This window comes from Afipia sp. OHSU_II-C1 (genome assembly GCF_000497575.1).
In the GTDB taxonomy this organism is placed as follows: domain Bacteria; phylum Pseudomonadota; class Alphaproteobacteria; order Rhizobiales; family Xanthobacteraceae; genus Afipia.
The window spans coordinates 1-24,561 of the sequence record NZ_APJI01000009.1 but is presented as its reverse complement, the minus strand read 5'-3'; the positions used below and the strand labels follow the sequence as shown (position 1 = coordinate 24,561).

Sequence of the window (24,561 nt, the reverse complement as noted above, 5' to 3'; positions counted from 1 at the left end):
GCTGATCGGATCGAGGGAGGCGGCGCTGCATCAGCAATCGCAGGCGAGCGATCATACGGGGGAGCTGGGTTAGTCAGGCTCCGCACAAAAGCAAAACGGGGAGCCGACGGCTCCCCGTTTGCATCAGATCCGGAACGATCAGTTCAGTTTTTCGATGGCCGCCGCGGCGCCCTGCCCGACGCCGACACACATGGTGGCCAGCGCGTACTTGCCGCCGCGCTTTTCGAGACCATGCACCGCCGTCAGCACCAGGCGCGCACCGCTCATGCCGAGCGGATGACCGAGCGCAATCGCGCCGCCATGCGGGTTCACGAAGTCAGCATCTTCCTTGACGCCAAGCTGGCGCAGCACGGCGATGCCCTGCGACGCGAACGCTTCGTTGAGTTCGATCAAATCGATGTCACCGATCTTGAGTCCAAGCTTCTCGAGCAGCTTGCGCACCGCCGGCACGGGGCCCATGCCCATCACACGCGGTGCGACACCGGCCGACGCATGACCGAGGAGCTTTGCGCGCGGCGTCAGGCCGTGCTTCTTCACGGCTTCTTCCGAGGCGAGTATCAGCGCGGCCGCACCGTCATTGACGCCCGAGGCGTTTCCGGCCGTCACCGTGCCGTCGGGGCGCGTGACAGGTTTCAGCTTGGCAAGCTGCTCAAGTGTGGTTTCGGGACGCGGATGTTCGTCCTTGTCCACCGTGGTCGGACCGGCCTTGCCGGGAATCGTGATGGGCGTGATTTCTTCCGCGAAGTAGCCGGCAGCAATCGCCTTGCCCGCGCGCTGCTGCGAGCGGATCGCGAAAGCGTCCTGATCGGCCCGCGAGATCTGGTAATCGGTCGCCACGTTCTCGCCGGTTTCCGGCATGGAATCGACGCCGTACATCTTCTTCATCAGCGGATTCACGAACCGCCAGCCAATGGTGGTGTCGTAGGTCTCGACCGCGCGCTGATAAGCCTCGTTGGCCTTGCCGGTGACAAACGGCGCACGCGTCATGGATTCGACACCGCCGGCGATGGCGAAATCGATCTCCCCTGCGCGGATCGCCCGCGCGATACCGCCAACCGCATCGAGACCCGACGCGCAGAGCCGGTTGACGGTCATGCCGGGCACTGTCTCCGGCAATCCGGCCAGCAACAGCGCCATGCGGGCGACGTTCCGGTTGTCTTCGCCGGCCTGATTGGCACAGCCATAGGAGACTTCATCCAGTGCACCCCAGTCGGCCTTGGGATTGCGCTCCATCAGCGCCTTGATGGGCGCCGCGGCCAGATCGTCCGCACGCACCTTGGCCAGCGATCCGCCGAACCGGCCGATTGGCGTCCGCACCGCATCACAGATGTAAACATCACGCATGGTCGTTCTCCCTGAAGTTGGTCCGGACAAAGTCCTCGGCTGCCGCGAGTTTTAGGAAGCACGGCGCGGGGCGTCAAATGATCGATGCCCGGAACAGCCTGATTGCCCGGCAGAGCGGCCATGCACCGGCCGTCTCAAGGCGTGGAAAACGTCCCGTGCAATTCCACCATGCGAAAGAACTTTGCTAGTGTTCGCTCCATGACCATCCATTCCACGCCCCCCGCACCGCTGAACGCCGAAACTGCCTCCCCGGAGGCCGCCGGACGCGTGACGCCGATGATGGAACAGTACCTTGAAATAAAGGCCGCCAATCCGGGCCTGCTGCTGTTCTACCGGATGGGCGATTTCTATGAACTGTTCTTCGAAGACGCCGAGACCGCCTCGCGCGCGCTCGGCATCACGCTGACCAAGCGCGGCAAACACATGGGCGAAGACATCCCGATGTGCGGCGTGCCGGTGGAGCGCTCCGACGACTACCTGCACAGGCTGATTGCGCTGGGTCATCGCGTCGCAGTTTGCGAGCAGACAGAGAATCCCGCCGAAGCCAAGAAGCGCGGCAACAAGAGTGTGGTCCGGCGCGACGTGGTGCGGCTGGTGACGCCGGGCACCCTGACCGAAGACAATCTGCTCGACGCCAAGTCCAACAACTACCTGCTCGCCATCGCCCGCGCTCGCGCCTCGTCATCCGCCGGCGACCGCATCGGACTGGCGTGGATCGATATTTCGACAGCAGAGTTCAGCGTCACCGAATGCAGCGCGAGCGAACTCAGCGCGACGCTGGCGCGAATCAATCCCAATGAAGTGATCGTCACCGACGCGCTGTACTCCGATCCGGAATTGTCTGCGCTGTTTCGCACGCTGGCCGCCGTTACCCCGGTGACGCGCGATGTGTTCGACGCCGCCACCGCCGAGCGGCGGCTGTGCGACTATTTCGCCGTCGCGACCATGGACGGCTTCGGCGCGATGTCGCGTCTAGAGGCGACTGCCGCCGCAGCGGCGGTGACATATGTGGACCGTACGCAGGTCGGCCAGCACCTGCCGCTGTCGCCACCGGCGCGCGAGGCCGCCGGCACAACCATGGCGATCGATCCCGCCACCCGCGCCAACCTCGAGCTGACACGGACGCTGGCAGGCGAGCGGCGCGGGTCGCTGTTAGATGCCATCGACTGCACGGTGACCGCAGCCGGCTCGCGGCTGCTGGCACAACGCCTCTCCGCGCCGCTGACGGACAGCGCAACCATCTCGCATCGGCTCGACGCCGCGGCCCTGTTCGCAAGCGACAGTGCGGCACGCGACGATCTGCGCGGCATCCTGCGCGCGGCGCCGGACATTTCGCGCGCACTGGCGCGGTTGTCCGTCGGCCGCGGTGGCCCCCGCGATCTCGCGGCGCTGCGCGACGGAATTCTGGCCGCCGACAAGGCCGTCGAGCGGCTGGTGCGGATCGAAAAACTTCCACGCGACATCACGCTTGCCGTCGATGCGCTGCGCCGCCCCTCACGCGATCTTGCGCGGGAATTCGGACGCGGCCTCGCCGACGAACTGCCGCTGTTCAAACGCGATGGCGGCTTCGTCCGCGCAGGCTATGAACCTGCGCTCGATGAAACGCGTAACCTGCGTGATGCCTCGCGACTGGTAGTGGCCGCGATGCAGGCGCGCTACGCCGACGACACCGGTATCAAGGGCCTGAAGATCCGGCATAACAATGTGCTTGGCTACTTCGTCGAGGTCACCGCGCAGCACGGCGACAAGCTGATGGCTGCGCCGCTCAACGCGACCTTCATCCATCGTCAGACCCTCGCCGGACAGGTGCGTTTCACCACAACCGAACTGGGCGAAGTCGAGGCCAAGATCGCCAATGCCGGCGACCGCGCCCTCGGGCTTGAACTCGAGATATTCGACAAGCTGTGCGCGATGGCGGTTGCGGCCGGTGACGACCTGCGCGCCGCAGCACATGCGTTCGCGCTGCTTGATGTGACCTCCGCGCTCGCGAAGCTTGCGATTGACGAGAATTACGTGCGGCCCGTGGTCGATAATTCTTTAAAATTTTCCATCGAAGGCGGCCGCCACCCTGTGGTCGAACAGGCGCTGAAGCGCGATGGCCAGCCTTTCATCGCCAACGCCTGTGACCTGTCACCCGGACCGTCGCAGGCGTCGGGACAGATCTGGCTGCTGACCGGACCGAACATGGCCGGCAAGTCGACCTTCCTGCGGCAGAATGCGCTGATTGCGCTGATGGCGCAGATCGGCAGTTTCGTGCCCGCAAAACTTGCGCATATCGGTATCGTCGACCGGCTGTTCTCGCGCGTCGGCGCGGCGGACGATCTTGCACGCGGCCGTTCGACCTTCATGGTCGAGATGGTGGAGACAGCCGCGATCCTCAATCAGGCCGGCGAGCGTGCGCTGGTGATCCTCGACGAGATCGGCCGCGGTACCTCGACCTTCGACGGTCTCTCGATCGCGTGGGCCTCGATCGAACATTTGCATGAGAGCAATCGCTGCCGCGCGCTGTTCGCCACGCATTATCATGAACTCACCGCGCTCTCGGCCAACCTGCCGCGGCTGTTCAACGCCACCGTGCGCGTGAAAGAATGGCAGGGCGACGTCGTGTTCCTGCATGAGGTGTTGCCCGGCTCGGCAGATCGCTCCTACGGCATTCAGGTCGCGAAGCTCGCGGGTCTTCCCGCCGCAGTCGTCGCACGCGCGAAATCGGTGCTGGCGAAACTCGAAGCGCAGGATCGCGGCACCACGGCACGTGCGCTGGCCGACGATCTGCCGCTGTTCGCAGTCCCGTCGCGTGCAGCGGCCGAACCTCAACCGCCAAGCGCCGCCGATCAGGTGGCCGAGGCGCTCAGCGCATTGCATCCCGACGAGATGTCGCCGCGTGAGGCGCTGGACGCGCTCTATGCACTGAAGGCGAAGCTGCCGAAGTGACGAACGTCAAACCCGATTAATCGACACACTGGTCTTCGGGCCGTTCTTGATGGTCTGATAGACCACGCAGTAACGTTCGGTGAGTTTCAGGAGCTGATCGAGCTTTTCCTGCGGCGCATCGGTGTCGACGTCGAACCGCAGGCGAATTTCAGCAAACCCGACCGGCGCCTCCTTGTCGACGCCGAGCGTGCCGCGAAAATCAAGATCGCCTTCGGCCGTCACGTTGCCGGACTTCAGCGGTGCGTCGAGCGCGGTCGCAACCGATTTCAGTGTCACGCCGGCGCAAGCCACCAGCGCTTCGAGCAGCATGTCGCCCGAACAGAGTTCAAGTCCGGAGCCGCCGGTGGCCGGATGTAGCCCTGCGATCGCGGCTGCCGCCTTGCCGGTTTCCACCTTGCAGGACAGACCTTCGCTGTCGAGCGATCCCTTCGCCTTCAAGGTAATGAAAGCTGCCTGCGGGTCGGATTTGTAGCGATCCTTGATCGGCGCCTGCATGGCGCGGAGGGCGGTTGAATCCATTGTCTCGTTCTCCGTTTCCATCGGCATCAACAACGCCGCGTGCAGCTTATTCCACCTTATATCCCCTCGCCGACCGTCAGCGAAACGTCTGCGGGACGCATGGCACGGTTGAGCGAGCGATCCAGCGACGCCAGCACCTGATGCTTGACCGCCTCGAAGGCGGGCGAATTCCTGTCGCGCGGACGGCTGAGTTCCACCCTGATCTCCTTGAACAGCCGCCCCGGCAGCGGCCGCATCACCATCACGCGATCCGCCAGCATCACCGCCTCATCGACATCATGGGTCACAAGGACAAGCGTCGGCTTGGTGTCGGCCCACAGATCGAGCAGATGATCCTGCAAGTCGGCACGCGTGAACGCGTCGAGCGCCGAAAACGGTTCGTCCAGCAGCAGCACTTCCGGAGATGGCACCAGCGCCCGCGCGATGGCAACCCGCTGCGCCTGACCGCCAGACAACTCGCGCGGCCATGCATCGGCCTTGTCGGCAAGTCCGACTCGCGCGAGTGCGCGGGCAACGCGCTGCTTTCGCTCCGGCGCAGGCGCGTGGCTCAATCCAAACCCGATATTATCCGCGACGCTGAGCCATGGTAGCAGGCGCGGTTCCTGAAAAATGATGCCGACCTTTTCGTGCGGCGCTGTGATCGAGATGGCGTCGAGCGTGACGGCCCCTGTCGTCGCCCGGTCGAGCCCGGATATCGCGCGCAGCAGTGTGGATTTCCCGCAGCCTGAACCGCCGATGATGGCGACGATCTCACCGGGCTTGATGCGCGCAGAGAAATTCTCCAGCGCACGGACGCCATTCGGATAGGTCTTGCTGACATGATCGAGAACAAGCATCAGGCCCCTCCCGCATGCGCGCCAAAGGAATCCTGCCAGCGCAGGAACGGCGCCGCAGCCAGTTGGATCAGCCAGTCGGTGACCTTGCCGAGGATTGCAAACACGATGATGGCGGCAACGATTTGCGCCGGCTTGCCCAGTTGCTGGCCGTCTGTAAGCAGATAGCCGAGCCCCTCCGACGCGCCCATGAACTCCGCGGCAACCACGAACATCCAGCCAAGACCGAGGCCCGAGCGAAGCGACACAATATAGGCCGGCAGCACCGCCGGCAGCATGACGCGACGGATCATTGCAAAACCGCTGAGGCGAAAGATGCGGCCGACCTCGACGATCTTACGATCAACGGCGAGGATGGCACCCATCACACCGAGATAGATCGGAAAGAAAACGCCGACCGCGATCAGGGCCACCTTGGAGGTTTCAAAGATTCCTAGCCACAGGATGAACAGCGGCACCCAGGCAATCGACGGGATCGCGCGCAAGGCCTGAAAAGTCGGATCGAGCAGACGCCGCGCCAATGCCCAGTAACCGCAGATCGCGCCAAGGATTGTTCCCGCCGCAATGCCGAGTCCGAAACCCGCGCCGACGCGACTCAACGTCGCGATGATGTGCCGGCTCAATTCACCGCTCGCAGTGAGTTCGATCAGCGTCTGCCAGATACGGCTCGGCGGCGGCACCAGCCGCCCGTTGGAGTAGCCGAGACGCACGGCGAATTCCCATGCCAGGGCAACGACGAGCGGCAGCAGCAAGCCGATTGCAGGACGCACAACACGGCGCAGGCGGGCGGCGGGACGCGATGCCGGCTGCTCTGCGATGACGTCCGGCGCTGGGGTATCGAGTGTCATGGTCATAGCAAAGACTGCTTATCGCAAACGATTGCAAGGGTGCTCAGAGCGAAGGCCTGCAAGCTTGCGGCATGCGGCCTTGAGACGTGCCGCCTGCGGCATATCGTCAGTTCGTAGGCAGCGGCACCTGATCGTCGATCAGCGCGTCCACCGTCGCCCTTACGTCCACACCCGGCTGAATCACGCCGGCCTGCTGAAGTGCAAGGCCAGCGGCCAAAATCGATTCGCGCTGCGGCGCGCCGATGCGATTGTGTGTCAGTTCTGTACGCTCCTTGAGCTGCTTGTCGACCACAGTCTCCGGCAGCTTGGTCACGGCGATGAAACCCTTCTTCAATTCATCGTAGTTGGCGAGCGAATACTTGCGCGCTTCCTCATAGACCGCGAGTACGCGCTGCACGATCTTCGGATTGTCCTTCAGGAACTGCTCGCGGACGTTGAGGATGCCCCAGGTGTTGGCTTCGGGCTTGCGGAAGAACAGCCTTGCGCCGTCCTCGATCTCGGCCTGCGCCATCATCGGATCGAGCCCCGCCCAGGCATCGACATCGCCGCGGATCAGCGCGGCCTTGCCATCGGCATGCTGCAACAGAACCGGGGTGATATCCTTGTCGGTGAGGCCCGCATCAAGCAGCGCGCGGATAAGGAAAATGTGCGGATCGGTGCCGCGGGTCACCGCAACGCGCTTGCCTTTCAGATCGGCGACCTTCGCGATCTTGGAATCCTTTCCGGTCACCAGCGCGGTCCATTCGGGACGCGAATAGACATAGACCGACTTGATCGGATTGCCGTTGATCTTTGCGACCAAGGCGGCCGAGCCTGCCGTCGAGCCGAAATCGATCGATCCGGCGTTGAGGAATTCGAGCGCCTTGTTCGAGCCCGCCGATTGCACCCAGACAATCTTGATGCCGTCCTTCTCGAATTCCTTTTCGAGCAGGCCCTTCTCTTTCAGGATGATCGAAACCGGATTGTAGGTCGCCCAGTCGATCGCAATCTGCTTCGGCGCGTCGGCAGCGAAGGCCGCGCCAGGAGCGAATACGGTGCCTGCAATCAGGGCGGCAACAGCGCGTCGGGTTGGTCGGAACATCGAGGTCTCCATCTGGTGATTGGGATCGGAATGCGGTTGAATTGGTGCGACCTCGAGCATCCGGCGAACATTCACCACCACTCGATACGCGAAAATTACTATGTTTTTCAATGAGTTATTCTCAATCGTCAACGAGAAAATCACACCGCAAATGCACGCTGCGGGAGAACCGCCTTTCACCAGCGGAACGGAAATCAGAACGGACGGCTCCTCTTGCCGCAATCCGCTGATGACACCGTTGCCGCGGTCCGTTATCCGAATGGAATGGACAGCGTGACGCCGAAGCCTCCTCAGCCAGACGAAGTGATGTTCGACACCGCGCGCGTCGCGGGCGAGATCGATGCGCTCGCGGACAAACACGCAGGAAAGGACGACCTGCTCCGGGCGGCCATTACGCAGTTACTGAAGGGTGAACTTGCGAAGGCCCGCGCCGTTGCGCAGGCAGAACTGCTCAAGGACCGGCACGGGCGGCGATGCGCCGAGCGGCTTTGCTTCGTGCAGGACGAGATCATCCGCATCCTGTTCAACGCGGCGACCCGTCACCTCTATCACTCACCGACCCCTTCGGATTCCGAACGCATGGCGGTGATCGCCACCGGTGGTTATGGCCGCGGCCTGATGGCGCCCGAGTCCGACATCGATCTCCTGTTCATCCTTCCCTACAAGCAGACCGCCTGGGGCGAGCAGGTCGCCGAAGCGATCCTCTATTGCCTGTGGGACATGGGACTGAAGGTCGGTCACGCCACCCGCTCCATCGATGAATCGATCCGGCAGGCACGCGCCGACATGACGATCCGCACCTCGGTGCTGGAAACCAGATTCCTCACTGGCGACACCGCACTTTACGAGGAGCTGGTCACCCGCTTCGACAAGGAGGTCGTGCAAGGGACCGCGACTGAATTCGTCGCCGCGAAACTCGCAGAACGCGAAGAGCGGCACCGGCGCGCAGGCCAGTCACGCTATCTGGTCGAGCCCAACGTCAAGGACGGCAAGGGCGGCCTTCGCGATCTGCACACGCTGTTCTGGATTGCCAAATACGTCTACCGCGTTCGCGAGACCGAGGATCTTGTGCAGCGTGGCGTGTTCGACCCGCAGGAATACCGTACGTTCCGCCGCTGCGAGGACTTCCTGTGGTCGGTCCGGTGCAACATGCACTTCTTCACCGGCCGTCCCGAGGAGCGGCTGTCGTTCGAGATGCAGCGCGAGATCGCGCAGCGGCTTGGCTACACCTCGCATCCCGGCATGCAGGACGTCGAGCGCTTCATGAAGCACTACTTCCTGATCGCAAAGGAAGTCGGCGATCTCACCGCGATCCTGTGCGCCAAGCTGGAAGATCAGGAGGCCAAGCCCGCGCCGGTGCTGAGCCGGATGATGGCAAGGCTCCGGCCGGGCCGCAAACGCGGCCGCGTCCCCGGCGGCGAAGATTTCGTCATCGACAACAACCGCATCAACCTTGCCGCGCCCGACGTGTTCAAGGCGGACCCGGTCAACCTGATCCGCATTTTCCGGCTCGCGCAGAAGAACAATCTCGCTTTCCATCCCGACGCCATGCGCGCGGCGACGCGCTCGCTCGGCCTGGTCACGCCGAAGCTCCGCGAGAATCCCGAAGCCAACAAACTGTTCATGGAAATCCTGACGTCGAACGACGCGGAAACGGTGCTGCGGCGGATGAACGAGGCCGGCGTGCTTGGCCGCTTCATTCGCGCGTTCGGGCGGATCGTGTCGATGATGCAGTTCAACATGTATCATCACTATACGGTCGATGAGCATTTGCTGCGCTGTATCGGTATCCTTCAGGACATCGAGCGCGGCGGGAACGACGAATTCGTGGTCGCCAGCGACCTGATGCGGAAAATCCATCCCGAGCATCGCGCCGTGATCTACATGGCAGTGTTCCTGCACGACATCGCCAAAGGCCGTCCCGAGGATCACTCCATCGCGGGCGCCAAGGTCGCACGGCGGCTTTGCCCGCGCTTTGGATTCAATGCAGCCGACACCGAGCTCATCGCGTGGCTGATCGAGGAACACCTCACCATGTCCACGGTGGCGCAATCGCGCGACCTGTCGGACCGCAAGACCATCGAGAACTTCGCAGCGGTCGTTCAATCAGTCGAGCAGATGAAGCTGCTGACCATCCTGACCACGGCCGACATTCGCGGCGTCGGCCCGGGCGTCTGGAACGGCTGGAAAGCGCAGCTGATCCGCACGCTGTATTATGAAACCGAACCGGTGCTGACCGGCGGCTTCTCCGAGGTCAATCGGGCCCAGCGCATCGACGCGGCGCAGGCGGAATTCCGTGCAACCTTCACCGAGTGGCCTACCGCCGAACTCGAGGCCTATATCTCACGGCACTATCCTGCTTACTGGCTGAAGGTGGAACTGCCGCGCAAGATTCGCCACGCGCGCTTCGTCAAGGCCAGCGAGGCCGGCGGTCACAAGCTGGCGGTCAATGTCGGCTTCGATGAGGGACGCGGCGTCACCGAACTGACGATCATGGCGCCCGATCATCCCTGGCTGCTGTCGATCATCGCGGGCGCCTGTGCCTCCGCCGGCGCCAACATCGTCGACGCCCAGATCTACACCACCACCGACGGCATCGCGCTCGATACCATCGCAATTACCCGCGAATATGACCGCGATGACGACGAGGGCCGGCGCGCAACCCGCATCGGCGATACCATCGAACAGGTGCTGGAAGGCAAACTGCGGTTGCCCGACATGATGGCGCGCCGGACGGCGTCCAAGACGCGGCTCAAGCCGTTCAGCGTCGAGCCGGAAGTCAGCATCAACAATCAGTGGTCCGATCGCTACACCGTGATCGAGGTGTCCGGCCTCGATCGTCCGGGTCTGCTGTTCCAGCTCACCACCGCGATTTCGAAGCTGAACCTCAACATCGCATCGGCCCACGTCGCCACCTTCGGCGAGCGTGCCCGCGACGTGTTCTATGTCACGGACCTGCTAGGCGCGCAGATTACCGCGCCCACGCGACAGGCCGCGATCAAACGGGCGCTGATCCATCTGCTCGCCAACGGCGACGCGGCGGAAAAACCGGCGGCCTAAATGCGCGCCCGTTTGCGGAGCGCCGCGCCTTCATGCGCGAGCAGCCATTCCTTGCGCGCGAGCCCGCCGCCATAGCCGGTCAGCGAACCATCCGCGCCGATCAGCCGATGGCACGGCACAACGACGCTGACCGGATTCGAACCGTTGGCGAGACCGACCGCGCGCGCCGCATTGGGCACATTCAGGCGCGCCGCGAACGCACCGTAGCTCGAGGTCTTGCCCGCGCGAATTTTCTGAAGTTCAGCCCACACCTTGCGCTGGAACGGCGTGCCGTTGGTCCGCCATTTGATGGTTTTCAGTTCGCCGAGATCCCCCGCAAAGTAACGGGTCAAGGCAGCAGTGATGTTCGCGGGAGCCTGCGCCTTTTCCAGAACATAGTCGCCGTAATGCCGCCGCAGCAGCCGATGCAGCCGTGTCTCGTAATCGCTCCAGTCGAGCGCGCGCAGGAAACCCTGATCGTCGGTGACGAGCAAGGCGGTGCCGATCGGTGTTTCGAGCCGGCCGATCTGAAATCGGTGAGATTGTTTTGCAGTCATGTCCGATATCCGTCATCACGAGTTTCGGCCATCCTGGCCGTGATGACACGGGAAGTCTTTCCGTTTTCCGACAACATCAGGGCCTCGGCAATCGGCGCGCTTGCTGCTAGCTTCCCTTCCCTACAGGGGGAATTGCCATGAATTTGATTGCCAACGGTCTCGTCGCGCTGGTCGCGGCGCTGCACATCTATTTCCTGGTGCTGGAGATGTTTCTCTGGACCAAGCCGAAAGGCCTCGCGACATTCGGCAACACCATCGAAAAGGCGCAGGCTTCCGCGGTGCTTGCAGCCAATCAGGGACTCTATAATGGTTTCCTTGCTGCGGGCCTGATCTGGGGCCTGCTCCATCCGAGCCTGGCTTTCGGCTTCCAGATCAAGGTGTTCTTCCTGCTGTGCGTGATCGTCGCGGGGCTCTATGGCGGCTACTCGGTCAGCAAGAAGATCATCATCGTGCAAGCGCTTCCCGCCGCCGTTGCATTGATCCTGCTCTGGCTGGCCCGCTAGCCGGGAATTTCGCCGAACGTTGTGCCGACCTGCATCGGTGCGGTGCGGATGAGCCGCGAGTCCTCGACCGCAGCCTGCCGGTGCTTGACCGCTTCGCGGTATGCCGGGTCGCGGATCATTTCCACGAACGCGGCAACACTCGGATACTCGGCGATGAAGCAATGATCCCAGCGTTCTTCTGACGGACCGATCAGCATCAGTTCAAACTTACCCTGCCAGACGATCCGGCCACCGAGCCGCGTGAACACCGGTCCGCTTTCGCGGCCGTAACTGGCATAGGCTTCCGCGCCGGTGGCCTTGCGGCCATCGGGATACTTCGCCTGCGCGTGCAGCCGCACAAGGTTCAGCATGTGGATGGGACCGGGACGATTGTTGTCGCGGAACGCCGCGAAGACTTCCTTGGTCGGATCGATATGGCCGGTCATTTTTCTTCTCCCACGAATCTTTGATTTTCTTCAGCTAAGTCATTCTTGACATCGGTGTCAATGATGACCTAGTGCTGTTGCATGGTCGGAACGCGACAATTCGACGAAGACGAGATGCTGGCCGGCGCGCTGGAGGTCTTTTGGCGCAAGGGATTTACCGGCACGTCGATGATCGACCTTGCGGAGGCGACCGGAATCCAGCGCGGCAGCCTCTACAACGCCTATGGCGACAAGGAGCAGTTGTTCCTGCTGGCATTCGACCGATACACACAGCGTTTCCTCGAATCTGCCGAGCAGGCCCTTTCCGCCTCCGACGCGCGAACTGCTCTGAATGCGTTCTTCGAAACCGCGATCGCCAACATGACCAGCGGCTCCCCGCCGCGAGGATGCCTCACAACAAAAACCGCCCTTGATCTCGATACCGCCGGGCCCGCCATCGAGGCGCGCGTCAAACGACTGATCGGCGACCTGACAGCGCTGCTCACCGCGGCCCTCTCGCATGCCGACGCAAAAGCAGAACTTACTGTTGCACCCGACGCCGCGGCGGACCTGATCGTCACGTTCACCCGTGGACTGGCCGTCATGGAACGTGTCCATCACAACCGGAAACGGTTGAAGCAGACGGCTGCACAGCTTGTTCAAGTTCTGTTTCGACCTGCGTAACCTTGCCGGGAAGCGGAACCTCTAAACGCTCGTTAACCTTTGCGTAACGCGCCTTTAAACCGCCATCGCTAGCCTGCACGCCTTGCATCATCAGCATTGCGACACGGATTTGGATGGCACTGGGGCGTAAAAAGAACAGCGGTCGCAAGGAGCCGAAATTCGACGGCGCCGCGTCGCTGGATGGCGTCCGCCTCAATCCGCGAGATCGTATCGGCGGTGTGGACGACAATGCCCCACCGAAGCGCCGCGCGGCGAAAAGCCGTCCCGTCGAATACGACGAGGAAGATGACATGCCTCGCGAGCGCCCTCGCAAGACCCGCGCTGCCGAGCGCAAAGAAAACAAGTCGAAGGCGAGAGGCCGTTCGCGCTCCGGCCTCGGCCGTCTTGTGTATTGGGGCGCCGTGCTCGGCCTGTGGGCGATCATCGCCGGTGCCGGCGTCATCATCTGGGTCGGCGCGCATCTGCCCGCGATCCAGTCACTGGAAATTCCCAAACGTCCACCGACCATCCAGATCACCGGGATGGACGGCAGCGTCATTGCAACGCGCGGCGAAATGCCGGGCGCCAATGTGTCGCTGAAGGATCTGCCGCCCTATCTGCCGAAGGCGTTCATCGCCATCGAAGACCGCCGCTTCTATTCGCATTTCGGTATCGATCCGACTGGAATCATGCGCGCTGCCGTCACCAACCTTCTGCATCGCGGCGTGTCGCAGGGCGGCTCGACCCTGAGCCAGCAGCTCGCCAAGAACCTGTTCCTGACCCAGGAACGCACCTTCCAGCGCAAGCTGCAGGAGGTCGAACTCGCGCTCTGGCTGGAGCGGAAGTACTCGAAGAACGAAATTCTGGAGCTCTATCTCAACCGGGTCTATTTCGGCTCCGGCGCTTACGGTGTCGAAGCGGCGGCACAGAAGTATTTCGGCAAATCCGCGAAGAACGTTTCGCTCTCCGAGGCTGCGATGCTTGCCGGTCTCGTCAAGTCGCCGTCGCGGCTTGCGCCGAACCGCAACCCGGAAGGCGCGGAGAAGCGCGCGCAGATCGTGCTGAGCGCGATGGCCGACGTCAGCTTCATCACCGACGCGCAGGCCAAGGCCGCGATCGAGAAGCCGTCCTATGCCGTCAGGCCGGTCGGCGCCGGGACCATCAACTATGTCGCCGACTGGATCGGCGAAGTGCTCGACGATCTGGTGGGCCAGATCGACCAGAACATCGTGGTGGAAACCTCGATCGACCCGAAGCTGCAAAGCGTCGCCGAAGCCGCGATCATCGACGAACTCGCCACCAAGAGCGTGAAATTCAACGTTACGCAGGGCGCGCTGGTGGCGATGACACCGAGCGGCGCGGTGCGTGCCATGGTCGGCGGCCGCAACTATGCCGAAAGCCAGTTCAACCGCGCGGTCACCGCCAAACGCCAGCCTGGCTCGGCCTTCAAGCCATTTGTCTATCTCACCGCCATCGAAGGGGGCATGACGCCCGACACCGTGCGCCAGGATGCGCCGCTCGACGTCAAAGGCTGGCGGCCGGAGAACTACAGCCGGGAGTATTTCGGCCCGGTGACGCTGACCCAGGCGCTGTCGATGTCACTGAACACCGTTGCGGTCCGACTCGGGCTCGAAGTCGGCCCGGCCAATGTGGTGCGCACCGCACATCGTCTCGGTATCGCATCAAAGCTTGAGCCCAACGCGACCATCTCGCTCGGCACGTCGGAAGTTTCCCTCAACGAACTGGTGGGCGCTTACGCACCGTTCGCCAATGGCGGATTTACCGCCTCGCCTCATGTGGTGAACCGGATTCGTACCCCCGAGGGCAAGGTGCTGTACGCACGCCGCAACGATCCCCCGGCACGCGTGATCGACGCCAACGCGGTGGGCATGATGAACGTCATGATGCACGAGACGCTGGTCACCGGTACCGCAAAGAAGGCGGACATTCCGGGCTGGTCGGCCGCAGGCAAGACCGGCACCAGCCAGGATTTCCGTGACGCCTGGTTCATCGGCTATACCGCCAATCTCGTCACCGGCATCTGGCTCGGCAATGACGACAACTCGCCGACCAGGAAAGCCACCGGCGGTGGCTTGCCTGTCGAGGTCTGGACCCGCTTTATGAAGGCCGCGCACCAGAACGTCGCGCCTGCGCCGTTGCCGGGCTCGATGCAGCCGTCGGGCGGCTTCCTCTCTAATCTGTTTCCCGGAAGTTCACGCGCGCCTTCGCGCGCGCCCTATCCGCAGCAGCCTTATCCGCAGACGTCCAACAATCAGGACTTCCCGCCGCCGAACGCACCTGCGCCTTATCCGCCGCAGCAGCAGTCTCGTCCGCCGGTCACGCAGACATCTGCGCGTCCTGAAGCAGCCGCAGGGCTCGATGGCTGGCTGATCGATCGGGTTTTCGGTGGCCGGCGCTAACGCGCGGCGCAACTGAAGTCTGATTCAACTCTACTGAATCAGACTCACCGCTCATTCTCAAAATCAGATGTCATTCTTCAATCCCGTAGCGATGAAGATCATTGCCGTGGGTATCGAGCCATCGCTTGGCGCGCTCGGTCGCCGGACAAATCTTGGCTACAACTTTCCAGAATCGCGGCGAGTGGTTCATCTCGACGAGATGCGCAACCTCATGTGCCGCAAGATAATCCAGCACATAAGGCGGCGCGAGAATCAGCCGCCATGAGAACGACAGCGCGCCCGCGGAGGTACACGACCCCCATCGGCTCGACTGATCGCGGATCGTAATCCGCTTCACCTTGACGCCGAGTTCCTCGGCATAACGATGTGAAGCATCCGTCAGCGCGCGACGGGCTTCACGCTTGAGAAAATCGTGAACGCGACGATCAATGAATTCGGAATCACCCGCGACACACAGAATCTTGTCGCCGCTGTCACGCGTCTCCGGCCACACGGTTCCACGCACACCGGCACGATGCACAATCCGGTGCGGAACGCCACGCAAAGGTACCGAAGTGCCCGGCGAAAACGGCGCGGCCTTCGGCAAACCACCGAGACGTGCAGCGATCCAGGCACCGTGACGTTGCGCGAAGTCCTTGGCTTCATACAGATTTCCCCGCGGAGGCATGGTGAGAATGGCTTCGCGCCTGCTCGGATGAATGCGCAGCGTGTATCGGCGCGCGCGCCGATGACGCCTGAGCTGAATCGTGTAGATCGATGAGCCAATTTTGACCGCGAGCGTGCGCGGTTCGGTCGGTCGGCGATAAAGGAGAGCACGAAAAGCCATGTCAGCAGGTCCGGACAGCAGGAATTCGCCGGGATTCTGCCATATCCGCCGCCAGTGAAATTCATCGGCGCAAAAACAAATCATTTGCCCAATATATCGTGGTTTTAGGGGGTTCGCCTCCCATATCCGGGGGGATGAAACCTGAAATAAAGATTCATTTTTTAGCTGGAGCCCCGACCGGAAACAGTTCGCGAAATTCACTCCGTCGCCTCAATTGAAAGAGGCAAAATAGGAAGCGAATCCAAATAGTTAGACGAGCCGGAGAAGATCCGGCAGCGCAAAGCTCCGAAATCCCCAATAAAATGGGCTTTTCCGGCCCCAAAGGGCCGAAAAAAGCCTACTCGGCAGCCGCCAGAACCCGCTTGCTATGAGCCGACGAGTGCATGAAATCGGAAATTCGAGGCACGATTTCCGACTTAAAGCGGGAGCCGTTGAACACACCGTAATGGCCGACGCCCTTCTGCACATAATGCACACGCCGCGCGTCTGGAATCGAACTGCACAGCCCGTGTGTCGCTTCGGTCTGGCCCAAACCCGAGATGTCGTCGTTCTCGCCCTCCACCGTCATCAGCGCAACGCGCCGAATCTTTGACGGATCGACAGGCTTGCCGCGGTGTTTCATCTCGCCCTTCGGCAAGGCGTGCTTCACGAACACCAGATCGACGGTCTGCAGATAAAATTCGGCGGTGAGATCCATCACGGCCAGATACTCGTCGTAAAATTCGACATGCTTGTCGACAAGGTCGCCGTCGCCCTTGACGAGATTAGCGAACAACCGCTTGTGCGCGTCGACGTGGCGATCGAGGTTCATGCTCACAAAGCCCGTGAGCTGGAGAAAGCCCGGATAAACGTCGCGCATAAAGCCGGGATGCGGGAACGGCACCTTGGTGATGACGTTGTTGCGGAACCAGTCGATTCCCTTTTGCTCGGCGAGATCGTTCACACCGGTCGGATTGCGCCGCGTATCGATCGGCCCACCCATCAGCGTCATCGACGTCGGGTAATACGGGTCCTTCTCGGCCTCCATGATGGACACCGCAGCCAGGACAGGCACGGAAGGCTGGCATACAGCCACGACATGCACATCGCCCTTCAGCGCATGGATCATCTCGATGACGTAATCGACATAGTCGTCGAGATCGAATCGGCCCTGCGCCACCGGCACCATCCGGGCGTCAGCCCAGTCGGTGATGTAGACATCATGACCAGGCAAGAAAGCTTCGACCGTGCCGCGCAACAGCGTCGCGTAATGTCCCGACATCGGCGCCACGATCAGCACGCGTGGATGCGGCGTCCGCAGCGGCTGGGTCAACTTGCGTTCGAAGTGCAGCAGCCGGCAGAACGGCTTTTCCCAGACCGTCTTGATCTCGACCGGCACGCGCATGCCGTTGACTTCAGTATCGTGCAGGCCCCATTCGGGCTTGCCGTAACGGCGCGTTGTGCGCTCGAACAGTTCGCAGCCGGCGGCGATGGATTTTCCGACCTCGGTGCTGGCAACCGGATTGAAGGGGTTCTCGAACCACAGCTTCATCATGTCCGCCATCGCCCGCGCCGGATTGAGCGAGGCCTGACCCATCTCGTACATCCAGTACATGGGCGTGGTCAGCGCAGGGCTGACCTCGGACGGCAAGCCAGGCGGCCTGCCAAATTCGCCTATCGGCATAATGATTCCTCGATCCTAGTGTCCCGTATCCGACGTTCGCCCTCACTATGCAGCACCTTCCGAACGAACGTCGGATACGAAAGGACACTGCGTTGTGATTCTAGTGATCCTTTGGTTCTGACATTCGTAAAAGGTGTCGGCTGGGAAATGATACGAATGTCAGAACCGGATCACTAGTTTCGCGGCGCAACATACTGTCGGGCCTGCGACAAAGCGTCAATCCGCCCATTTTACAGATCAGGTGATTAATTAACCGGCGGAGGCCCGCTAGCGATGGTTATTCACCGCTCTGGACCAAGGAACCGTTTTTTCGGGCGCTTTTCAGCAACAGCAAAAAGGCAACAGTCGATATGGCGAATAAAGCCACATTGATGGCCAGCGCCTGGATCATCAGATCGGCCCGGAAGACATGGTCAATCAGCAGCGCCCGCATCCCCTCAAATACGTAGGTCGGCGGCAGCATCCAGGCCACGACCTGAAGCCAGTCCGGCAGGACCGAGACCGGGTAGTACACGCATGACAATGGCAGCAGCGCGAACATCAGCGTCCACGCCAACCCTTCCGCGCCCATGCCATTGCGAAGCACCAGCCCGGACGAGATCAGCCCGAACGACCAGCTCGTGAAAATCAGGTTGCAGAAGAATGCCACCAGCGCGAGGCCGAAACCGAACAGGTTGAAGCCGAAGAACGCGATGGCGAGTATCGTCATCGGAATCACGCCGACCGCCAGCCGCACCACGCTCATCACCATCAGCGAGATCAGATATTCGCTGACCTTGAGGGGGCTCATCAGCAGATTGCCGAGATTCTTCGACCACATCTCTTCCAGAAACGACATTGAAAAGCCGAGCTGGCCGCGGAACAGGATGTCCCACAGGATCACGGCGCCGATAAAGGTGCCGCCAGCCTTGGCGAAGAATCCGGCATTCTGCGAGATATAGGCCTGCGAGAAGCCCCATGTGATCAATTGCAGCACCGGCCAGTAAATCAGTTCGAGCAGCCGCGGCCAGGATGACGTGAGAAGATACCAGTGGCGCAGGATCATCGCGCCGATGCGATGTGGCGCGATCATCTGCGGATTGCCGTGATGAAGCTCGATGCCGCTCATGACGCCGCCTGTTGCACGCGGCCGCGCGCCACATCGAGGAACACTTCTTCGAGCGTTGTGCGGTTGTAGCGCGCCAGAATAGCGGCCGGGCTATCGTCGTCTTCAATCCGCCCGCGCTTCATGATGATCACCCGGTCGCACAGCCGCTCGACTTCCAGCATGTTGTGCGAGGCCAGCAGGATCGTGGCTCCGCGCTCCTTGCGGTAACTTTCGAGATGACTTCGGATCCAGTCCGCGGTGTCGGGATCGAGCGACGCGGTCGGCTCATCGAGCAGCAGAAGTTCCGGCTCGTTGATCAAGGCCTTTGCCAGTGCGACACGTGTTTTCTGACCTGCGGAGAGCTTTCCGCTCGGGCGGTCGAGAAACTCGCCAAGATCGAGATCGGCGGCGAGCGAAAGAATCCGGTCCTTCAGATGTGTCACGCCGTAGAGCCGGCCGAACACGGTGAGATTCTGCCGCACGGTGAGACGGCCCGGCATGTCGACATAGGGGCTCTCGAAATTCATCCGGCCGAGCACCTGCGCGCTCTGCTCGGGCATCGCGCAGCCGAGCACACTGACACGGCCCGAAGTCGGCGATACCAGCCCCATGATCATGGAGATGGTCGTGGTCTTCCCGGCGCCATTGCCACCCAGCAACCCGGTCACCGAACCGCGCGGAATCGTGAACGAGATGTCGTCGACAGCGCGGGTGGTCTTGTAAACCTTCACCAGCCGCTCAAGCTCGATCGCGGCGGCTGAGGCCGGACCGGAATGAGACGCGGCGCGAGAGGGTGAGAGCTGCACGGTCATGATATCCGTTCATTGAGCCAACGGGAGGGCATCCGCAAGGGCCGCATACGCAGGGCCGGTTTGTGATCGGCGTTGCCGGACGCTAAGAGTATGGCATGAGCGACATCGCGACCTCCGATTTCCGCCACCCGCGCCGTTATGTGCGTCTCGACACCATCCTGCGGCTGCGCTGGCTGGCCGCGCTCGGGCAATTGGCGACGATTTTCATCGTTTCGGAAGGGCTCGATTTCGAGGTCCCGGTGATCCCCTGCGTGGTCATCATCGGGCTGTCGTCGCTCCTCAATCTGGTGCTGCAGATCAGGTTCAACCCGGTCCACCGGCTGGCGCCCCGTTATGCGGCGGGGCTTCTCGCGATCAACATCGCGGAGCTTGCCGCTCTGCTGTTCCTCACCGGCGGTTTGCAGAATCCATTTTCATTTCTTTTCCTCGCACCGGTTCTGATCTCGGCGACCGCTCTGCCGACACGGATCACCATCGCGCTCGGCATCTTCGCGGCCGCCTGCGCCACCGCGCTCGGATTCTTCCATCTGCCACTGCCGTGGAACGGCGAAGAGCCTCTTGTGCTGCCGCGCACCTACATGATCGCCGTGTGGATTTCGATCGTGCTCGCGATTGGTGTCACCAGCCTTTACGCGTTTCAGGTCACCGAGGAGGCCCGCAAGCTCTCCGATGCGCTGGCCGCCACCGAACTCGTGCTGACGCGGGAGCAGCATCTGACGCAAATCGACGGACTCGCCGCCGCCGCCGCCCATGAACTCGGAACGCCGCTCTCCACCATCTTTCTGATTTCGCGCGAACTGGAGCAGGCTATCCAGACCAACGGCCTCGACGATCATGCCCGCGGCGATCTGAAGACGCTGCGCGAACAGGCGCAGCGTTGCCGGGAAATTCTCGCCAAGATCACACAGCTCTCCTCGCATGGCGCACCGTTCGACCGCATGCCGCTGTCAACGCTGATCGAGGAGACGGTCGCCCCGCATCGCGACTTCGGCATCGCCATCAAGGTGCGTATCGCGCTGGCGCAGGACGCGGAACCCGTCGGCATGCGTAATCCTGCGATCCTCTACGGCGTCGGCAACATTCTGGAGAACGCCGTCGATTTCGCGCGCGAGCGCGTCGAGGTGAATGCGTGGTGGAATGCGCATACTGTCGAGATCGTCGTGTCCGACGACGGCCCCGGGATTCCGCCGGACATTCTCAAGCGAATCGGCGAGCCCTACCTGACGCGGCGGCGCGCCGGCGAAACGGGAGGCGAGCGAAGCGGGCTTGGCCTTGGGGTATTTATCGCGCGCACCTTGCTCGAGCGTACCGGCGCTCGCGTGTCTTTCACCAACCGGACCTTTCCGGATCATGGTGCAATTGTCACAATTACCTGGCCGCGCGACAGCTTCGAAACTGCGGAAGTTCCATCGGGGGCGCTGTCTTAACCACGTCCATGCAAGCGTGGCCTGAGAAGCCCGAACTGGCGGCCTTGGCATCGCCCGATTGACGCGCCATATCTATAGGACACACTCACAGCGTACCCAGGAGGCGCAAAACCGTGACCGCAACTGCCGATTTGACCGAAATTGCCGACCGTTCCTTGCTGATTGTCGAGGATGACAAGGCATTCTTGGAGCGGCTGGCGCGCGCCATGGAGACTCGCGGCTTCGCTGTGAGCACCTGCGACAATGTGTCCGACGGCCTCCATCACATCGATCAGACGCCACCTGCTTTCGCTGTGGTCGATCTGCGGCTCGGCGATGGCAACGGTCTCGACGTGGTGTCCGCGCTGAAGCGGCAGCGGCCCGATGCACGCGCCATCGTGCTGACCGGGTACGGCAATATCGCAACCGCAGTTACTGCGGTGAAGATGGGCGCGGTCGACTATCTTTCCAAGCCGGCTGATGCCGATGACGTGGTCGCCGCGCTGCTCGCAAGCGGTGACGATAAATCGCAGCTTCCGCAGAATCCGATGTCGGCCGACCGCGTCCGCTGGGAACACATTCAGCGCATCTATGAGATGTGCAACCGCAATGTCTCCGAGACGGCGCGCCGCCTGAACATGCACCGCCGGACCCTGCAGCGCATCCTGGCCAAGCGCGCCCCGCGCTGAGCGCTGTTCCGGCGCGGAACCTTTGTGAGCAGGACTGCGTTATCAGCGCAGGACTGTCACAGGGAGCGGCTCCGCCGTACGGTAGATGCGAAAGGCCCGGCATATCGAAATCTCGTCCCGCCTCGAAGTCACCAAGCAGTTTGGCCTCGTCGAAGATTACCGGATCGATTGGCCTCAGGGATCGCCCCTCCGCGCTCCGCGTGTCACGATCCGCAGGCGTTCGGCTTACCCTGCTCAACTGACGCGCAACTACGTCACGACGCTGCTTGAGCCGTTTGTTCCCTCCCGCGAAATCGTGGTGACATAAGTTTCAATCGAAAGGCGAAACCGTCATGGGCGCCGCAATCTGGGACATCATCCGCGAGGCGACACGGACGTCGCACAGCCGTCTCGATGTCGCGCTGTCCAGACTCGATATCGCAATCCCGCTTTATTACGAGGCCTTTCTAAGAAGTCAGGCCGAAGCGCTCTTCCCGCTCGAAGCCGCTCTAGAAACGGGCGGGATTGGAAATCTCATTCCCGACTGGACGCTGCGCGTGCGCACGCCCGCACTTGAACGCGATCTCGCCACACTGGGCATCCCCTGCCGGCCGCTGTCCGCGCCTGAGTTCAAATCGGCCGCGGAGATGCTCGGCGCTGTTTATGTGCTTGAAGCATCGCGCATGGGCGAGCGGGTGATGCTGGCGCGTCTGGCGGAAAATCCCGACTCCGAGACGATGAACGCGACGGCGTATCTGCGGCACGGCTTCGGCAAGCGGTTCTGGCCGAGCTTTCTCACGCTGCTGGAAAACCATCCCGCGGCGCTGGCCGATCCGGCAGGCGTCGTGCACGGCGCGGAGATTGCGTTTGCGATGTTTGAGGATGCCCTGATCCCGGTGGCGAACGTTGCCGTGAACCAGTTCACACAGGCCAATCTCTAGACTTCGTGATGCCCCTGCGGATCGACGAGCCGGCTGATGCGCTGCGCCGCCAGCAATCCAAAACTTACAATCATCGATTTACGTGTCGCGGCCGGCAGCCGGTGTTCAGGCGCATCGCAATGCAGATGCGCGCCGTATGCGTCGGCGACGATCAAGCCGGTATCTGCCGGAAACAGATCGCACGGCATGTCCTGGGTGAAGGCAAAGAACAGCCGGTCGCAATGCATCCGGTAGTCCTGCCATTTTTGATCGGCGCGCAGATCCTCGACCGACGATTTGATCTCGACAATCCAGATCTCGCCGCGCGCGTTCATCGCCACCAGATCGGCACGGCGGCCTGACGGCAGGGTCAATTCGCTGACGCAGAAAAATCCCAGCGATTTCAAAAACCTGGAAGTACCGCGCGCAATCGCCAGCGCTGTGTCGGACTGGCGGCGATCCGGCGGCAAACTCGGCTCGATGGGGCGAAACGGTGAATGCATGATTCCGGGAAGCGTAGCAGAAAAGCCAAAACCCCTCAGCCTCAAAAGCGTACACGGCCCGACACAATTCGGACCCCGAGCGGTCGCGAAGCAGGGGAACCATCGGTTCCGCTGGGAGCGAACATTGGTTTGAGCCCTTGGAGGGGGAAATGTACTCACGCATCACCGACAGATTTAAATTCGGCGGCACTGCATTCGCACTTGCCGTTCTATCCTTGCCGATCATGTCCACGTTCTCACAAGCCGTTGCCAAACCCACCGTCGAAGTCGCGTTCGTCCTCGACACGACAGGCTCGATGGGCGGTCTGCTCGAAGGCGCCAAGCGAAAGATCTGGTCCATCGCAACAAGCGTTGTCGACACCAATCCTGACGCCGACATCCGGATCGGCCTCGTCGCCTATCGCGACATCGGCGATGAATATGTCACCAGAACATTCGATCTCACCACCGACATTCAGGACATCTACGCCAACCTGCTCGATCTGAAGGCGCGCGGCGGCGGCGACTGGCCCGAGAGCGTGAACGAAGCGCTCGATGTGGCGGTCAACAAACTGCAATGGACCAAAGGCAGCGATACAAAGCGCATCGTGTTTCTTGTCGGCGACGCGCCACCGCACATGGATTACGCGCAGGACACCAAATATCCGAAGACGCTTGCTGTCGCCAAGCAGCGCGACATCGTGGTCAACGCGGTGCTGGCCGGAGACGCTCGCGACACCGAGCGGGTCTGGCAGGACATTGCGCAGCTCGGTGACGGCCGATTCATTCCAATTCCACAGGATGGCGGCGAGGTCGTCGTGATCGAAACGCCTTACGACGACGAGATCATCATCCTGCAGAAGGAGATCAACGGCACGGTCATTCCGTACGGCCCGCAGAAGCTGCAAAAGCGCGTCGAAGAAAAAACCCGGCAACTGTCCCAGGTCGCCGCCGCGGCCCCCGCTTCGGCGTCCGACATGGCGAGCTATCTCAACAAGCGTTCGAAATTTTCCTCCGAAGCCGTCACCGGCGATGGCGATCTGGTCAGTGCCGTGGCGTCGGGCCGCACCAAGATCGAAGGCGTCAAGGAGGACGAACTGCCCGACGAGTTGCGCAAGCTCTCGCCGGAGCAGCGCAAGGCCGAGATCGACAAGAAAACGGCGGCTCGCAAAAACCTCAACGAAAAGCTCGCGGCGCTGGTGCAGAAGCGTGATGCGTTCGTCGCCGAAAAGCGGCGGTCTGCTGCCCCTGCCAAGGCCTCGTCCTTCGACCAGGTGGTTGCCGACACGCTGAAAGCCCAGACCAGGCGATAGCTAAGTCACCCGGCGCAGCGCACGATCCGGCGCAAGAGCCCGCGCAAGGGGCCGGTCCAGCATTGGGCCGGCTCCCACGGACCCGGGAAGGCACTGTTTTCATTGGACTTCTTCCCGCCTTCCGAAATTACCTTCAAACCTTATCCGATCGTTTACCCGCGATTCACGCAACTCTCCGGTTCTGCAACCGGGAAGCGCAACATTGGCGTGCCTTTAGCATACATTCCCCAAGTGGCATGCCG

General features: G+C 62.0%; 22 protein-coding genes. 10 read left to right on the top strand and 12 right to left on the bottom strand.

The window, feature by feature from the left end; genetic code table 11:
• Positions 1-138: 138 nt before the first annotated feature.
• Complete coding sequence (pcaF, locus tag I554_RS0109305) at positions 139-1,344, bottom strand: 3-oxoadipyl-CoA thiolase (protein ID WP_024575539.1); 1,206 nt, start codon at positions 1,342-1,344, stop codon at positions 139-141.
• 198 nt (positions 1,345-1,542) lie between these two features.
• Here pcaF and mutS point away from each other — a divergent pair, with 198 nt between their 5' ends.
• Entirely contained in the window at positions 1,543-4,275 is a 2,733-nt protein-coding gene (gene mutS, locus I554_RS0109300) for a DNA mismatch repair protein MutS (protein WP_024575540.1), read from the top strand.
• A gap of 6 nt (positions 4,276-4,281) precedes the next feature.
• Here the strand turns inward: mutS and I554_RS0109295 are convergent, their stop codons facing one another.
• The 4 genes from I554_RS0109295 to I554_RS0109280 all read right to left on the bottom strand — a co-directional run bounded on the left by I554_RS0109295 (position 4,282) and on the right by I554_RS0109280 (position 7,556).
• Complete coding sequence (locus I554_RS0109295) at positions 4,282-4,794, bottom strand: OsmC family protein (RefSeq protein ID WP_024575541.1); 513 nt, start codon at positions 4,792-4,794, stop codon at positions 4,282-4,284.
• A gap of 56 nt (positions 4,795-4,850) precedes the next feature.
• Positions 4,851-5,630 carry an ABC transporter ATP-binding protein gene (locus tag I554_RS0109290; RefSeq protein WP_024575542.1) on the bottom strand — a complete coding sequence of 260 codons (780 nt, stop codon included), beginning with the start codon at positions 5,628-5,630 and terminating at the stop codon, positions 4,851-4,853.
• Positions 5,630-6,481, bottom strand: a complete 852-nt coding sequence (locus I554_RS0109285; protein ID WP_024575543.1) for an ABC transporter permease — start codon at positions 6,479-6,481, stop codon at positions 5,630-5,632. Before I554_RS0109285 ends, I554_RS0109290 begins: the two co-directional genes overlap by 1 nt.
• A 100-nt stretch (positions 6,482-6,581) precedes the next feature.
• The gene (locus I554_RS0109280; RefSeq protein ID WP_024575544.1) at positions 6,582-7,556 is read right to left on the bottom strand and encodes an aliphatic sulfonate ABC transporter substrate-binding protein; all 975 of its coding nucleotides are present in this window, start codon (positions 7,554-7,556) and stop codon (positions 6,582-6,584) included.
• 264 nt (positions 7,557-7,820) lie between these two features.
• Between I554_RS0109280 and I554_RS0109275 the strand changes: the two genes are divergently transcribed.
• Positions 7,821-10,616, top strand: a complete 2,796-nt coding sequence (locus tag I554_RS0109275) for a [protein-PII] uridylyltransferase (protein WP_024575545.1) — start codon at positions 7,821-7,823, stop codon at positions 10,614-10,616.
• Here the strand turns inward: I554_RS0109275 and I554_RS0109270 are convergent.
• The gene (locus tag I554_RS0109270) at positions 10,613-11,152 is read right to left on the bottom strand and encodes a methylated-DNA--[protein]-cysteine S-methyltransferase (RefSeq protein ID WP_024575546.1); all 540 of its coding nucleotides are present in this window, start codon (positions 11,150-11,152) and stop codon (positions 10,613-10,615) included. The two genes, I554_RS0109275 and I554_RS0109270, sit on opposite strands and share 4 nt — an antisense overlap.
• Positions 11,153-11,289: 137 nt before the next feature.
• Between I554_RS0109270 and I554_RS0109265 the strand changes: the two genes are divergently transcribed.
• Positions 11,290-11,655 carry a DUF1304 domain-containing protein gene (locus I554_RS0109265; protein WP_024575547.1) on the top strand — a complete coding sequence of 122 codons (366 nt, stop codon included), beginning with the start codon at positions 11,290-11,292 and terminating at the stop codon, positions 11,653-11,655.
• On the opposite strand, the gene I554_RS0109260 is transcribed toward I554_RS0109265, so the two are convergent.
• Positions 11,652-12,080, bottom strand: coding sequence for a DUF1330 domain-containing protein (locus tag I554_RS0109260; protein ID WP_024575548.1), 429 nt, complete (start codon positions 12,078-12,080; stop codon positions 11,652-11,654). The two genes, I554_RS0109265 and I554_RS0109260, sit on opposite strands and share 4 nt — an antisense overlap.
• Positions 12,081-12,194: 114 nt before the next feature.
• On the opposite strand from I554_RS0109260, the gene I554_RS0109255 reads away from it, so the two are divergent.
• Positions 12,195-12,743 carry a TetR/AcrR family transcriptional regulator gene (locus I554_RS0109255; protein WP_196812811.1) on the top strand — a complete coding sequence of 183 codons (549 nt, stop codon included), beginning with the start codon at positions 12,195-12,197 and terminating at the stop codon, positions 12,741-12,743.
• A 113-nt stretch (positions 12,744-12,856) separates the two neighbouring features.
• Positions 12,857-15,142 (top strand): transglycosylase domain-containing protein, encoded by a 2,286-nt coding sequence (locus I554_RS0109250; RefSeq protein WP_024575550.1) that lies wholly within the window; start codon positions 12,857-12,859, stop codon positions 15,140-15,142.
• 70 nt (positions 15,143-15,212) lie between these two features.
• Here the strand turns inward: I554_RS0109250 and I554_RS0109245 are convergent, their stop codons facing one another.
• The 4 genes from I554_RS0109245 to I554_RS0109230 all read right to left on the bottom strand — a co-directional run bounded on the left by I554_RS0109245 (position 15,213) and on the right by I554_RS0109230 (position 19,530).
• Entirely contained in the window at positions 15,213-16,052 is an 840-nt protein-coding gene (locus I554_RS0109245; protein WP_024575551.1) for a SprT family zinc-dependent metalloprotease, read from the bottom strand.
• 253 nt (positions 16,053-16,305) lie between these two features.
• On the bottom strand, positions 16,306-17,631 hold the full coding sequence (phaZ, locus tag I554_RS0109240) for a polyhydroxyalkanoate depolymerase (RefSeq protein ID WP_024575552.1): 1,326 nt from the start codon (positions 17,629-17,631) through the stop codon (positions 16,306-16,308).
• A 277-nt stretch (positions 17,632-17,908) separates the two neighbouring features.
• Complete coding sequence (locus I554_RS0109235; protein WP_024575553.1) at positions 17,909-18,739, bottom strand: ABC transporter permease; 831 nt, start codon at positions 18,737-18,739, stop codon at positions 17,909-17,911.
• Entirely contained in the window at positions 18,736-19,530 is a 795-nt protein-coding gene (locus I554_RS0109230; protein ID WP_024575554.1) for an ABC transporter ATP-binding protein, read from the bottom strand. Before I554_RS0109230 ends, I554_RS0109235 begins: the two co-directional genes overlap by 4 nt.
• Before the next feature lie 95 nt (positions 19,531-19,625).
• Here I554_RS0109230 and I554_RS0109225 point away from each other — a divergent pair, with 95 nt between their 5' ends.
• The 4 genes from I554_RS0109225 to I554_RS0109210 all read left to right on the top strand — a co-directional run bounded on the left by I554_RS0109225 (position 19,626) and on the right by I554_RS0109210 (position 22,545).
• Positions 19,626-20,957: an ActS/PrrB/RegB family redox-sensitive histidine kinase gene (locus I554_RS0109225; RefSeq protein WP_024575555.1), complete on the top strand. Its 1,332-nt coding sequence runs from the start codon at positions 19,626-19,628 to the stop codon at positions 20,955-20,957.
• 113 nt (positions 20,958-21,070) lie between these two features.
• Positions 21,071-21,625: an ActR/PrrA/RegA family redox response regulator transcription factor gene (locus I554_RS0109220; RefSeq protein ID WP_024575556.1), complete on the top strand. Its 555-nt coding sequence runs from the start codon at positions 21,071-21,073 to the stop codon at positions 21,623-21,625.
• A gap of 85 nt (positions 21,626-21,710) precedes the next feature.
• On the top strand, positions 21,711-21,932 hold the full coding sequence (locus I554_RS0109215; protein ID WP_024575557.1) for a hypothetical protein: 222 nt from the start codon (positions 21,711-21,713) through the stop codon (positions 21,930-21,932).
• 25 nt (positions 21,933-21,957) lie between these two features.
• A complete protein-coding gene (locus I554_RS0109210) occupies positions 21,958-22,545 on the top strand; it encodes a biliverdin-producing heme oxygenase (protein WP_024575558.1) in 588 nt (195 codons plus the stop codon).
• On the opposite strand, the gene I554_RS0109205 is transcribed toward I554_RS0109210, so the two are convergent.
• Positions 22,542-23,027: an MmcB family DNA repair protein gene (locus tag I554_RS0109205; protein WP_024575559.1), complete on the bottom strand. Its 486-nt coding sequence runs from the start codon at positions 23,025-23,027 to the stop codon at positions 22,542-22,544. The genes I554_RS0109210 and I554_RS0109205 overlap by 4 nt on opposite strands.
• A gap of 149 nt (positions 23,028-23,176) precedes the next feature.
• Here I554_RS0109205 and I554_RS0109200 point away from each other — a divergent pair, with 149 nt between their 5' ends.
• Positions 23,177-24,319 (top strand): vWA domain-containing protein, encoded by a 1,143-nt coding sequence (locus I554_RS0109200; protein WP_024575560.1) that lies wholly within the window; start codon positions 23,177-23,179, stop codon positions 24,317-24,319.
• The last annotated feature ends 242 nt before the right edge of the window (positions 24,320-24,561 follow it).

What these genes read in the sequence shown, in the direction of transcription:
- pcaF (WP_024575539.1), bottom strand. Translation starts at nt 1,344, where the DNA reads ATGCGTGATGTTTACATCTGTGATGCGGTGCGGACGCCAATCGGCCGG.
- mutS (WP_024575540.1), top strand. Translation starts at nt 1,543, where the DNA reads ATGACCATCCATTCCACGCCCCCCGCACCGCTGAACGCCGAAACTGCC.
- I554_RS0109295 (WP_024575541.1), bottom strand. Translation starts at nt 4,794, where the DNA reads ATGGATTCAACCGCCCTCCGCGCCATGCAGGCGCCGATCAAGGATCGC.
- I554_RS0109290 (WP_024575542.1), bottom strand. Translation starts at nt 5,630, where the DNA reads ATGCTTGTTCTCGATCATGTCAGCAAGACCTATCCGAATGGCGTCCGT.
- I554_RS0109285 (WP_024575543.1), bottom strand. Translation starts at nt 6,481, where the DNA reads ATGACCATGACACTCGATACCCCAGCGCCGGACGTCATCGCAGAGCAG.
- I554_RS0109280 (WP_024575544.1), bottom strand. Translation starts at nt 7,556, where the DNA reads ATGTTCCGACCAACCCGACGCGCTGTTGCCGCCCTGATTGCAGGCACC.
- I554_RS0109275 (WP_024575545.1), top strand. Translation starts at nt 7,821, where the DNA reads ATGGACAGCGTGACGCCGAAGCCTCCTCAGCCAGACGAAGTGATGTTC.
- I554_RS0109270 (WP_024575546.1), bottom strand. Translation starts at nt 11,152, where the DNA reads ATGACTGCAAAACAATCTCACCGATTTCAGATCGGCCGGCTCGAAACA.
- I554_RS0109265 (WP_024575547.1), top strand. Translation starts at nt 11,290, where the DNA reads ATGAATTTGATTGCCAACGGTCTCGTCGCGCTGGTCGCGGCGCTGCAC.
- I554_RS0109260 (WP_024575548.1), bottom strand. Translation starts at nt 12,080, where the DNA reads ATGACCGGCCATATCGATCCGACCAAGGAAGTCTTCGCGGCGTTCCGC.
- I554_RS0109255 (WP_196812811.1), top strand. Translation starts at nt 12,195, where the DNA reads ATGCTGGCCGGCGCGCTGGAGGTCTTTTGGCGCAAGGGATTTACCGGC.
- I554_RS0109250 (WP_024575550.1), top strand. Translation starts at nt 12,857, where the DNA reads ATGGCACTGGGGCGTAAAAAGAACAGCGGTCGCAAGGAGCCGAAATTC.
- I554_RS0109245 (WP_024575551.1), bottom strand. Translation starts at nt 16,052, where the DNA reads ATGATTTGTTTTTGCGCCGATGAATTTCACTGGCGGCGGATATGGCAG.
- phaZ (WP_024575552.1), bottom strand. Translation starts at nt 17,631, where the DNA reads ATGCCGATAGGCGAATTTGGCAGGCCGCCTGGCTTGCCGTCCGAGGTC.
- I554_RS0109235 (WP_024575553.1), bottom strand. Translation starts at nt 18,739, where the DNA reads ATGAGCGGCATCGAGCTTCATCACGGCAATCCGCAGATGATCGCGCCA.
- I554_RS0109230 (WP_024575554.1), bottom strand. Translation starts at nt 19,530, where the DNA reads ATGACCGTGCAGCTCTCACCCTCTCGCGCCGCGTCTCATTCCGGTCCG.
- I554_RS0109225 (WP_024575555.1), top strand. Translation starts at nt 19,626, where the DNA reads ATGAGCGACATCGCGACCTCCGATTTCCGCCACCCGCGCCGTTATGTG.
- I554_RS0109215 (WP_024575557.1), top strand. Translation starts at nt 21,711, where the DNA reads ATGCGAAAGGCCCGGCATATCGAAATCTCGTCCCGCCTCGAAGTCACC.
- I554_RS0109210 (WP_024575558.1), top strand. Translation starts at nt 21,958, where the DNA reads ATGGGCGCCGCAATCTGGGACATCATCCGCGAGGCGACACGGACGTCG.
- I554_RS0109205 (WP_024575559.1), bottom strand. Translation starts at nt 23,027, where the DNA reads ATGCATTCACCGTTTCGCCCCATCGAGCCGAGTTTGCCGCCGGATCGC.
- I554_RS0109200 (WP_024575560.1), top strand. Translation starts at nt 23,177, where the DNA reads ATGTACTCACGCATCACCGACAGATTTAAATTCGGCGGCACTGCATTC.